This window comes from Haliea sp., from assembly GCF_040222615.1.
Taxonomy (GTDB): Bacteria; Pseudomonadota; Gammaproteobacteria; order Pseudomonadales; family Halieaceae; genus Haliea.
The window spans coordinates 16069-27528 of sequence record NZ_JAVKCQ010000125.1; the positions used below are offsets into that span (position 1 = coordinate 16069).

Below are 11460 nucleotides of genomic sequence, written 5' to 3' on the forward strand. Positions count from 1 at the left end.
AAAAGCGTTGACCCGCCGGACGTGGCTGGGCAACTATCAACGGTGAGGATCGCGGCGCTTCCGCCGCATCACCGGTGGCACAGGAGGGGGCCGCCCGCATGCGCAGCAACAAAACCGCCGCGATCGAACTGATCAGGGACAACCTGCAGAACAAGGCCTTCGAGTGCGCCCTGCGGGACTGCGAACTGCAGCTGGCAAGGATCCCCGGCGATGCCGAGCTGTGGAGTCTCAAAGGCCAGGCGCTGCAAGGGCTGGGGCGCCTGGAGGACGCTGCCGCCAGCTTTCGGCGGGGCCTTGAACGCAACCCCGGCAACGCCCGCCTGCTGGTCCTGCTGGGGCACGTGTACACCAGGCAGGGCCGCGGTGAGGAGGCCGTTGCCAGCTATTCCAGGGCGCTGGCCAGCGACCCGGGGCTGACTGACGCCTACCGTGGTCTGCTGAACTTCCAGGAAATTCCGGCGGACGGCGCCGAGGCCGCCGAACTGCTGGCCATGGCCCTGAACGAGCGACGCAGCAGCAGCTCGCGAGCCCGGGCGCTGTTCCTGCTGGGACAGATCTTTGTTGACGCGGGCTTGGACCGCGCCGGTTTCGCCTTTTTCGCCCAGGCCAACGCCCTCGTCGCCAGGAGCATCGAGCGAGGCAAGCGCGAGTACCAGGTTGCGGCGGCCGCCGCGGCCATGACGGCCGGTTTCTTCCGCCGGCATGCCCGCCTGGAGCCGGCACTCCCGGTGTGCCCTGCCATCATCGTCGCCGGGCTGCCGCGCTCGGGCAAAAGCCTGGTCGAAAACCTGCTGGCGGGGCACCCGCTGGTGACCCCCGGTGGCGAACTTGCCCTGGTACGCAAGCTCGTCGGTGACCTCGACCAGCGCTCGGGACTGGAAACCGTTGCCGCCAAGCTGCGAGAGACGACTGTCTCGCCCCTGCCGCAATACTGCCCGACGCTGGCCGCTGGCACCCGTTACCTTGTCGACACCTCGCCGGCCAACCTCAGCCGGCTGGGCTATCTGGCACTGCTGCATCCCGAGGTCCCGATCATCTTCTGCCGGCGCCAGCCGCTCGACCTGGGCCTGGCCCTGTTTTTCAAGAATTTTCGCAGTGGCCACCGCTACAGCTACCAGCTGGAAACAGCGGGGCGCGCCATCGCGCTGGCCGAGAAGCTCACTCGCCACTGGCGCCAGGCCCTTCCCAACCCCATGCTGGAAGTGGCGTATGAAGATCTGGTCGGGGACCCGCGCGGCACCCAGCAAGCACTGTTCGCGAACCTGGGCCTGCCGCCCACCGGTTCGGCAAGGGTGCCCGCCACAGACAGCACCTGGCGTGTGTTTCCCAGTCGCTCAATCGACTCGGTGGGAGCCATCAGCGCCGACCTGGTCGGTTTCGCGGGGCGCTTCCAGACCCAGCTTGAGCCCCTGGCCAGGGCCTATGCAGCCGAGTCCGCGCGCCCGGGCCTCGGCACCAGGGCCACAGCCGCCGGCAGGTCCCGGGACCACAGATCCTGAGACGACATTGCACCGCCCGCTATAGTCGACTAAAATAGTCGGGTATTTTCCGGCAGCAAAAATGCCTGCCGGCACAGACAGGCCGGGTTCTCCATGAGAAAATGCCCGCCGGCTTTCGCCGGGCCCCGATGCCCGCCCCAACAGGTCAAGGACTATGTCGCAGGAACAGATTGAGCACGCCATACGCAAGGAATATGCGGCCGGCTTCTCCACCAGCATCGAGTCGGACACCCTTCCCCCGGGGCTGAACGAGGATACCGTACGGTTCATCTCCGCACGCAAGAACGAGCCCGAGTGGCTGCTGGAATGGCGCCTCGAAGCCTACCGCAGCTGGCTGGAAATGGCAGAGCCGCAGTGGGCCCACGTGCAGTACCCGCCGGTAAAGTTCAATGAGATTTCCTACTTCTCCTCGCCGAAGAACCTCAAGGACCGCCCCAAGAGCCTGGAGGAGGTCGATCCGCAGCTGATCGAGACCTACAACAAGCTGGGCATACCCCTGCACGAGCAGGCGGCGCTGGCCGGGGTCGCCGTTGACGCGGTCTTCGATTCGGTCTCGGTCACTACCACCTTCCGGGAAAAGCTGTGGGAAGCCGGGGTGATCTTCTGCTCCATCTCCGAGGCGGTGAAAGACTACCCCGAGCTGGTGAAGAAGTACCTGGGCAGCGTGGTCCCGCGCAAGGACAACTTCTATGCCGCCCTTAACAGCGCGGTCTACAGCGACGGCTCCTTCGTCTACATCCCCAAGGGAGTGCGCTGCCCGATGGAGCTGTCGACCTACTTCCGGATCAATGAAGCCAAGACCGGTCAGTTCGAACGCACCCTGATCATCGCTGACGAGGACAGCCACGTCAGCTATCTCGAGGGCTGCACCGCGCCGATGCGCGACGAGAACCAGCTGCATGCGGCGGTGGTGGAACTGATCGCCCTGGACGGTGCCGAGATCAAGTACTCCACGGTCCAGAACTGGTATCCGGGCGACGCCGAGGGCAAGGGCGGCATCTACAACTTCGTCACCAAGCGCGGCGTCGCCCACCGCAACGCCAAGATTTCCTGGACCCAGGTGGAGACCGGCTCGGCCATAACCTGGAAATACCCCAGCTGCATCCTGCGCGGCGACAACAGCGTTGGCGAATTCTACTCGGTCGCCCTCACCAACAACGCCCAGCAGGCCGATACCGGCACCAAGATGATTCACCTGGGCAAAAACACCCGCTCCACGATCATTTCCAAGGGCATCTCAGCCGGCAACAGCTCCAATGCCTATCGCGGGCTGGTGCGCATGAGCCCGCGCGCCGAGGGCGCCCGCAATTACACCCAGTGCGACTCGCTGTTGATCGGCGACCGCTGCGCCGCCCACACTTTCCCCTACATCGAGAGCCGCAACCCGAGCGCCGTCGTGGAGCACGAAGCCACGACCTCCAAGGTCAGCGACGACCAGCTTTACCTGTGCCAGCAGCGCGGCCTGGATGCAGAAAAAGCCGTATCCATGATCGTCAACGGCTTCTGCAAGGAAGTGTTCCGCGAACTGCCCATGGAATTTGCGATGGAAGCGGGCAAGTTGCTGGAAGTGAGCCTGGAAGGTTCTGTCGGCTAGACATTTGACAACCGCGCGGCCCCGGCGCCGCGCCCTGGAGTACAACCACCATGCTGAAGATCGACAACCTGCACGCCAGGGTTGAAAGTGAGGATATTCTCAAGGGCCTCAATCTGGAGGTAAAAGCCGGCGAAGTGCACGCCATCATGGGTCCCAATGGCTCCGGCAAGAGCACTCTGGGCCATGTGCTCGCAGGGCGCCCGGGCTATACCGTCACCGCCGGTTCCGCTCTGCTGCTGGGACAGGACCTGCTGGCACTCGACACCGAGGAGCGGGCACACCTCGGTCTTTTCCTGGCGTTCCAGTACCCGGTGGAAATCCCCGGCGTCAGCAACATGGAATTCCTCAAGGCCGCCGTAGACGCGGTGCGCGAACATCGCGGTGAGCCCGCGATCGACAGCGTCAGCTTCATGAAGCAGGCCCGGGAAGCCTGCAAGACCGTGGATCTGGACCAGGCTTTTCTCAAGCGCGGCGTCAACGAAGGTTTCTCCGGCGGCGAGAAGAAACGCAACGAGCTGATGCAGATGATGCTGCTGCAGCCCAAGCTGTGCATCATGGATGAAACTGACAGCGGTCTCGACATTGATGCCCTGCAGGTCGTGGCCCAGGGTATCAACGCCATGCGCAGCCCGGACCGCAGTTTTATCCTGGTGACCCATTACCAGCGCCTGTTGAACTTCATCGAACCCGACTTCGTGCACGTGCTCTCCGGCGGACGCATTGTCAAATCCGGTGACAAGTCCCTCGCCCTGGAGCTGGAAGAGAAAGGCTACAGCTGGCTGGAGGACGTGGCCTGATGGTGGATTTCATGCAGCAAGCCCTGACCGCAGCAGCGACTGCCGCGCCGGCCTGGTTACAGGATATCCAGGTCCGTGGACGCGATGCGTGGAAGGATACCCGCCTGCCCACCCGGAAAACGGAAGCCTGGAAATACACCAGCCTGCAGGTGCTGCAGCAGTCCTTCTCCGCGCCCAATCGCGAAGCGGCCAAGGCCGACGTGTCCGACATCAATCTGCCACAGCTGGGCGGGCCGACGCTGGTATTCACCGATGGCCTGTTCCGGGCCGAGCTCTCCGCCACCGAGCTGCCCGCGGGACTGACCCTGGTGCGCTTTGCCGATGCGAACCCGGCCGAAGCGGAGCAGATTCGCGCCGCTCTCGGCAGTGCCATGCTGCCGGGGCGCCATGTGTTCGCGCCGCTGAACGAAGCCACGCTTGCGGACGGCGTCTTCCTGCGGGTCGCCGCCGATGCCGTGATTGCCGAACCGGTGCACATCGTCTGGCTGACTACGGGGCAGCACGAAACCATCAGTATCACCCAGCGCCTGCTGGTCACGCTGGGCGCCAACAGCCAGGCCACCCTGGTGGAGACCTTTGCCAACACGGCCACCGGCGGCACCGCCTTCACCAACGGCATCACCGAACTGCTGCTGGACCGCGGCGCCCGACTCCACCACTACCGTCTGCAGCTGGAGCAGGGAGACGCGGTGCACATCGGTGGCGTGCACGCCCGGCTCGGCGCCGACAGCCTGCTCAGCGGCTTCCACCTGGCCCTGGGCAGCGCCCTCAAGCGTATCGATCTGGTCGTCGACCACCAGGGTCCCGGTGCGCACTGCGACCTGGACGGCATTTACCTGCCGCGCGGCACGGAGACCGTCGACTACCACACCTGTATCGAACACAGCGTGCCCCATTGCACCAGCCGGGAGCGCTTCCGCGGCATTATCGCCGATGAAGCCACCGCCGTATTCAATGGCCGTATCCACATCCATCCGGACGCCCAGAAGACCCGGGCCGAGCTCAGCAACAAGAACCTGCTGACCAGCAACAAGGCGGAGATCAACACCAAGCCGGAACTGGAGATCTACGCGGACGACGTGCAGTGCGCGCACGGCGCAACCGTGGCTCAGCTGGACCCGCTCACCCTGCACTACCTGCGCACTCGCGGCGTGCACCGGGATGAAGCCGAGGTCATGCTCAGCTACGGCTTCATCAACGAACTGGTCGAAGCGGTGGCGGAGCCCGCTCTGCAAGAGTTTCTCAAGCCGTTGCTGGCCAACCGCTTTGCTCGCGAAACCCGACTGACGAGGCATATTCTGTGACCTCACCCGCGCCTGTCACCCGGCCCACCTTCGACCCGGCGGCCATTCGCCTGGACTTCCCGATCCTGCAGCAGCAGGTCAACGGCCAGCCGCTGGTCTACCTGGACAACGCCGCCACCACGCAGAAGCCGGAGGCGGTCATTGAGGCCATCAGCCACTACTACCGCCACGACAATGCCAACGTGCACCGGGGTGCACACACCCTGAGTGACCGGGCGACCGTCGCCTTCGAAAATGCCAGGGCAACCGTGGCCCGGTTCATCAACAGCCCGGCGCCCTCCCAGGTTATCTGGGTGCGAGGCGCCACCGAGGCGATCAATCTGGTGGCCCACAGCTGGGGCCGCAGTACGCTGCAGGCCGGTGATCGCGTTCTGGTTTCCTACCTGGAACACCACTCCAATATCGTCCCCTGGCAGCTGGTCGCTGCGGAGACCGGAGCCGAGGTGGTCCCCATCCCGATTACCGCCGGTGGCGACATCGACCTGGCTGCCCTGTCCGGGCTGCTGGACGAGCGGGTCAAGCTGGTCGCCGTCAACCACGTTTCCAATGCCCTCGGCACCATCAATCCGGTGGCTGACATCTGCCGCATGGCGCACGCCGCAGGTGCGCTGGTAATGGTGGACGGGGCCCAGGCCACCGCCCACATGCCGGTCGATGTGCAAGCCATCGGCTGCGATTTTTACGCCTTCTCCGGGCACAAACTGTTTGGCCCCACAGGTATTGGCGTGCTTTGGGGCCGGGAAGCACTGCTGGACGCCATGCCGCCCTTCCTCGGCGGCGGCGAGATGATCGAGACCGTGAGCTTCAGTGGCAGCACCTGGAACAGCCTGCCGTTCAAGTTCGAGGCGGGCACACCTGATATCGCCGGAGCGATCGGTCTCGCCGCTGCCATCGACTATCTGGCCGGGCTCGATATCGAAGCAGCGGCCCGGCATGAAGTGGCGCTGCTGCAACAGTCCATCGCACTGGGCGAGGAAGTCGACGGGCTGCGCAGAATCGGCAGTCCCATCCAGTCCGTCGGCATCTTCAGCTTCGTCGTTGATGGCGTTCATCCGTCGGATCTGGGCATGTTGCTGGACCAGCAGGGTATTGCCGTGCGCACCGGGCACCACTGCACCCAGCCACTGATGGCACACTACCAGCTGCCCGGCACCGTGCGCGCCTCGTATTCCCTGTACAATACCGCCGAGGATGTCGAGCGGCTGTTCGCCGGCATCCACAAGGCAAAACGCCTGTTTGGCTAGAAGGTTGATCCATGAGCGTAGAGACTTTTGACGTTAGCACCGATGCCCTGCAGGTCACCCCTGCGGCCGCGGCCCATCTGAAGAAGCAGCTGGCCCTGTCGGGCAAGCACGCGGTGCGCATCAGCGTGAAGGAAAGCGGCTGTACCGGTTTCATGTATGTACTCGATGAAGTGGAACAGGGTGAGCCGGGTGACCTCGAACTGCACCCGGAGGAAGGCCTTGAAGTTTTTGTCGATACCGATTCCCTCAAGGTGCTCCAGGGTACCCGGGTCGATTTCGAAAAGGAGGGGCTGAATCGCACCCTCAAATTCCATAATCCCAACGTCACTGCCGCCTGCGGCTGCGGTGAAAGTTTCAGCATCAGCTGAGCCGGAGCCCGCATGAGCGCCCAGGAAAGAACCCTGCTGACCACCCAGCGCGACTGCCCCGGCCGCCTGGTTCCGGTGGGCGACCCGGTGACGATTCCCGCCCACACCTTTGTCACCCTGACCCAGGCCCTGGGTGGCAACTACACCGTTATCTACAACGGCAACATGGTGCGCGTGGATGGCACCGATGCCGACGCGCTGGGGCTGACACCGCAGAAACTTGACTTCGAGGCACCGGCAGACGGCCTGGTCCACGAGGAGCAGGTATGGGACGCACTGCGCACTGTCTACGATCCCGAGGTGCCGGTGGACCTGGTCAACCTGGGCCTGATCTACAGCGTGGATATCGACCAGGAGGCCGGCAGGGTCGATATCAGCATGACCCTGACCGCGCCCGGCTGCGGCATGGGCCCGGTACTCGTGGGCGATGTGAAATACCGCGTGGCCCAGGTCCCCAATGTGCGCGAGGTGGCTGTCGAACTGGTGTTCGATCCACCCTGGAACCGCGACATGATGTCGGAAGAAGCCCAGCTCGAGACGGGCATGTTTTACTAGGGAGCAACCTCAACCGTGCCAGATTCAGCGGCCAGCAACCCCTTCGGCCACAGCATCACCAGCGACGACATCGTCGACACCCTGTCTTTCTTTGACGACTGGGAAGACCGCTACAAATACATCATCGACCTCGGCCGGGAACTGCCCGCCATGCCGGAGGCGCTGCATACCGAGGAGCGCAAGATCCGCGGTTGCCAGAGCCAGGTCTGGATAGACACTCGCCTCGAGGACGGCAAGCTGCAGCTGGCGGTGGACAGCGACGCCTTTATCGTCAAGGGCCTGCTGGGCGTGGTACTGGCTGCCTACAACGACAAAACGCCAGCAGATGTGCTGGCGTTTGATGTCGATGCCTATTTCGAGCAGCTGGATCTGCTACGCCACCTCTCCCCCACCCGCGGCAACGGCTTGCGGGCCATGGTGGCCCGCATCCGGGAGATTGCTGCCGCGGCCGGCTAACGAGGCACTTGCTGCGCGAGGACGCGAACCGGCCACACTCCGGACCGTCAATCCTCCAGACTGTCCTCGTCCATGAGGTCATCACCATCTTCGCCGTCCATCAGATCGTCATCGTCATCCGCCACATCGTCATCGTCATCCGTCAGATCGTCATCGTCGTCCGTCAGATCGTCATCTGCCAAATCGTCATCACCGGACTCGTCCTGGCTGTCATCCGAAAAATCATCACAACCGTCGCTGGAATCATCGACACTGTCATCATCCAGGGAATCGTCGTCGCCGAAGCAGGCGAACTCGCGTTCACCTTCCAGCGTATCCCGATCCTCGAACTCGACCTCGTCGGCCGTGCCGTCCGCGGGGTCGTCATCCTTGATCTTCACCAGGTCGCCAACCTCGACACTGGCAAAGAACAGCTCTGAGCTGATCTCGTCGTCGTCCCGATCCTCGAATTGCGCGCCGGCGGTGCTGAAGGCCAAGCCGAGAATCGTGATGTCCACACCAGGATTGAAAGACTGTACCGGTCCCTGCAGCACATGATCATTGTCATCGTCCCGGTCGATGGTAGTGGCAAACAGGGTATCGCCATCCAGGAATGCCTCCACCTCGAGGAAATCACCCGGGAAAATGTCGGCCAGAGCCAGGTCTTCGACCTGATCGGTGTCGTCGTCGAGCCGGGTGCGCGCATCAAGTTGCACGGTAACCGTGCCCGGAACCAGCTGCAATGTAAGGGTGAGACTGTCGAGGTCCACGTTGCTCACGGGTGCTTCGACCTTGATCCGGCCGCGCCGTGTGTCCACGCGCTCGGCCAGCAGCTGCGAGCCATCCCAGGTACCCTGGACCTGGACAACAAGGCCGTTGGTCAGGCTGAGATCTGCGGGTCGGAGTACCGCCGAAGTCGCATCGATGTCCACTCCACCAACCCGGAAGCTGGCCGGACTTGCATAGCGGGTAATCGCGCCCTGGACAATTGCAGTTTCGCCTTCCTGGAAGCGGCTGCCGGGGCCTTGCTCCGCCTCAATGCGGGACGCCGTTACCACAGTGCCGTTCAGCGTGCCCCTGACCCGAACCGTCTGCCCCTCGGCGATGGCGCCGCCGGGGATATCCTCAAGCTCGGCTGCGCTGAAATCGACAGTCAGATCTCCCAGCACGAAATCAGTACCCGTTACGACACCCACCTGGCCACTTAGCGTGACACGGGTCTCGCCCGCAACAAAGGCCGACTCCCTCTCTACGCGAGTAGCGCGCAGGCTGTCGCCGCGGCCGGTAAAACCCGACACCTCAACCACGTCATCGACCACCAGGGTGGCGAAAGTGACATCGTCGAATACGGTGCCGGCACGCTCGACAATGACATTGATCCCAAGGATGGTGAGCAGCTTGGAGTTGCCATCGGCGCTGACCTCGATACGCGAGATCGGCCCAGTCAACTCATTGTCATACTGGACCCGTTGGGCGGTACCGTTGGCGCCGTCGTCATCCACTTCCCCAGTCACCAGAACCACCATACCCAGACGCAGGGCATCCTCACCGCGGACCTCACCGTCGATAACAACTTCCGCGTTATCAGTATCGAAACGGACGCCGTTGACAAAGATACTGCCGAAACCGTCGATGGTACCGCTGCTGGTATTGCTCTGGCCGGAGCCACCGATACCACCGCCGCCACCCGTGGGAGGCGAGGAGGTCACGGCGATGCTGTCGCCACCACCACCGCCGCCACCACAGGCGGCAAGAATCAGGGCGAGGGCACTGGCAGTGGCCACGGGACGTGGGGAGAAGTGTGTTTTCATGAGGATTGCTCCTGCTCCAAGTGCTCGATGTAGTAGATACCCACGGCGACGTAAGCCGTGTCTTCGCTGGATTCCTGCTGCTCGTCGACCTGATGCCGTGTCAGCCAGGCGTTGTACTCTTCGAGAAGTTCCTGCGACTTGCGGTTGGACAACTCGCGAAACTCCCTCACCGCTTCGGCCGCGATGGATGCATTGGAAACCTTGCGCTGGAAAAAACGCTCCCCTGACCGCGCTTCAAGGTTGTGTCCGATGGTGAAGATCAACTCGCCAACATCCCTGCCGAGAATATTGATCTTGTCGGTGGGCGTTGCCATGGGGATATAGGCGCGCTCTTTCAGCGCAACCTGGCCATCCTCGACCACGACATTGTTGCTTGCCTGCAGGATAGACAGCATCGCCGCGGGTGGTATGTCACCGCTATACCGCTTTACCAGTGCCGAGAAACTTCCCGTATCGCCATCCTGGGACAGTACCGCCGGTTCGCCATCGGCCGCACGGAATTCGCTGTCGTTGAGCCAGCCGCTGATAACGCGGATCGCTCGGCTGTAGCGTCTGGTCGCCTCGGCGGTGGCGTCGGGTGCCGCTTCCCGGAGGCGGCTGACTTCCTTGCGAGTCATCCCGGTGATGGCCGATACCGCCGACACGGTCGACCGCTTGCCCGAGCGCTCGATCAGCTGAAAGCCTTCTTCGGCAAACGCCCGCCTGGCCAGCTCCGCGAAGGCGCCATAGGCCATGCCGTGCGACAGCAGGACACGGGCAAGAGGACGCAGAATGCGCAGCACCGCGTGACTGAGAACCTGATGTATTGGCATATCCATGTTTGGGAATTTATTCCCAATTCAGGATATTGTCAAATACCCGCGGAGTGGCAATGGACAAAAATCAGACAAAACCTCAACAAACTCCGAGCCCTGCAGGTTTTCCTGCGTGTGGCAGACAGCGGTGGGGATCGAGTTGGCGGGTTCGTGGACGCGAGACGGCCACTCTCCGGGCAGTGCGCTCAGGCTTCCGCCGCTGCTCGCCGATAGGCCGGCAGACCCTGCAGGATGAGGGCGGCGGCCAGAGGGCAAACCAGCAGCGGCAGCAAGGCCAGGGAATAGCGCAGAGCCAGGTCATCGCCAAAGGCAAAGTCAGTCAGCATCGCCACCGCAGTCGGCCCGAAGGCCAGGCCCAGGAGATTGGTGACAAAAAGCATCAGCGCCGAGACCTGGGCGCGCATGCGATTGGGCGTGATGAACTGGACTGCCGCCACCCCGACGCCGTAATGGGCGTTGAGGAAAAACACGATGGGGGCCGCCAGCCACACTGCCAGGGTCGGTGAACCGCTCAGGGGGCCGAGAACTGCCGGCAGTATCCACAGCACAGCCACTGCCAGGATAATGCGCAGGGGAGCATCCTGATAGCCGCGCCGCAACAGAGGCTCAACAGCCCAGCCACCGGCCAGGGCGCCGAGACTGCCGGCAACGATGAACATGAGCCCGAAGCGATTTGCCGCCTCGGCCCGGGGCAGGTCGAAACTGCGGATAAGAAACTCCGGGTACCACGCCATGGTCCCGTAGCCGAGTATCCCCAGCACCGCCACCGCGCCGATGGGCGCAATATACGCCCGCAGGTGGTCGCGCAAGTGCGCGCCGATTTCCGCAAGTCCGTGGTGTACCTCCGGCGCACCCGCCACCGCGGTGCCGCTGCGACGGGCCGGCTCACTGAGCAGGCCAAGCAGAATCGCGAGGACAAATCCCGGCGCACCCACCGCTATGAACGTCATCTGCCACGGCCGCAGCTCGCCGAACAACGGCACGACTGGCGGCGCCGTCGCGGAGAACCAGGCGTGCACCGCGCCGCCAATGATGTAG

General features: G+C 63.5%; 11 protein-coding genes. 8 read left to right on the top strand and 3 right to left on the bottom strand.

What is annotated here, in order from left to right:
* The first annotated feature begins 98 nt into the window (after nt 1-98).
* The 8 genes from RJQ10_RS10245 to RJQ10_RS10280 all read left to right on the top strand — a co-directional run bounded on the left by RJQ10_RS10245 (nt 99) and on the right by RJQ10_RS10280 (nt 7817).
* Nucleotides 99-1499 carry a tetratricopeptide repeat-containing sulfotransferase family protein gene (locus RJQ10_RS10245; protein WP_350146238.1) on the top strand — a complete coding sequence of 467 codons (1401 nt, stop codon included), beginning with the start codon at nt 99-101 and terminating at the stop codon, nt 1497-1499.
* A gap of 154 nt (nt 1500-1653) precedes the next feature.
* Nucleotides 1654-3093 (top strand): Fe-S cluster assembly protein SufB, encoded by a 1440-nt coding sequence (gene sufB / locus RJQ10_RS10250; RefSeq protein ID WP_350146240.1) that lies wholly within the window; start codon nt 1654-1656, stop codon nt 3091-3093.
* A gap of 50 nt (nt 3094-3143) precedes the next feature.
* Nucleotides 3144-3890, top strand: a complete 747-nt coding sequence (gene sufC, locus RJQ10_RS10255) for a Fe-S cluster assembly ATPase SufC (protein ID WP_350146242.1) — start codon at nt 3144-3146, stop codon at nt 3888-3890.
* The gene (gene sufD / locus RJQ10_RS10260; RefSeq protein ID WP_350146244.1) at nt 3890-5194 is read left to right on the top strand and encodes a Fe-S cluster assembly protein SufD; all 1305 of its coding nucleotides are present in this window, start codon (nt 3890-3892) and stop codon (nt 5192-5194) included. Before sufC ends, sufD begins: the two co-directional genes overlap by 1 nt.
* Nucleotides 5191-6438, top strand: a complete 1248-nt coding sequence (locus RJQ10_RS10265) for an aminotransferase class V-fold PLP-dependent enzyme (RefSeq protein ID WP_350146246.1) — start codon at nt 5191-5193, stop codon at nt 6436-6438. Before sufD ends, RJQ10_RS10265 begins: the two co-directional genes overlap by 4 nt.
* A gap of 11 nt (nt 6439-6449) precedes the next feature.
* On the top strand, nt 6450-6806 hold the full coding sequence (locus RJQ10_RS10270; RefSeq protein ID WP_350146248.1) for a HesB/IscA family protein: 357 nt from the start codon (nt 6450-6452) through the stop codon (nt 6804-6806).
* Between the two features lie 12 nt (nt 6807-6818).
* Entirely contained in the window at nt 6819-7361 is a 543-nt protein-coding gene (gene sufT / locus RJQ10_RS10275) for a putative Fe-S cluster assembly protein SufT (RefSeq protein ID WP_350146250.1), read from the top strand.
* Between the two features lie 15 nt (nt 7362-7376).
* Nucleotides 7377-7817 (top strand): SufE family protein, encoded by a 441-nt coding sequence (locus tag RJQ10_RS10280; RefSeq protein WP_350146252.1) that lies wholly within the window; start codon nt 7377-7379, stop codon nt 7815-7817.
* A 47-nt stretch (nt 7818-7864) separates the two neighbouring features.
* Here RJQ10_RS10280 and RJQ10_RS10285 read toward each other — a convergent pair whose 3' ends face one another.
* The 3 genes from RJQ10_RS10285 to RJQ10_RS10295 form a co-directional block, all read right to left on the bottom strand.
* Complete coding sequence (locus tag RJQ10_RS10285) at nt 7865-9607, bottom strand: DUF5666 domain-containing protein (protein WP_350146254.1); 1743 nt, start codon at nt 9605-9607, stop codon at nt 7865-7867.
* Nucleotides 9604-10425: a DUF6502 family protein gene (locus RJQ10_RS10290; protein WP_350146256.1), complete on the bottom strand. Its 822-nt coding sequence runs from the start codon at nt 10423-10425 to the stop codon at nt 9604-9606. The genes RJQ10_RS10285 and RJQ10_RS10290 overlap by 4 nt, the downstream gene beginning before the upstream one ends.
* A 182-nt stretch (nt 10426-10607) precedes the next feature.
* The coding region (locus tag RJQ10_RS10295; protein ID WP_350146258.1) for an MFS transporter at nt 10608-11460 on the bottom strand (853 nt) is incomplete at its 5' end.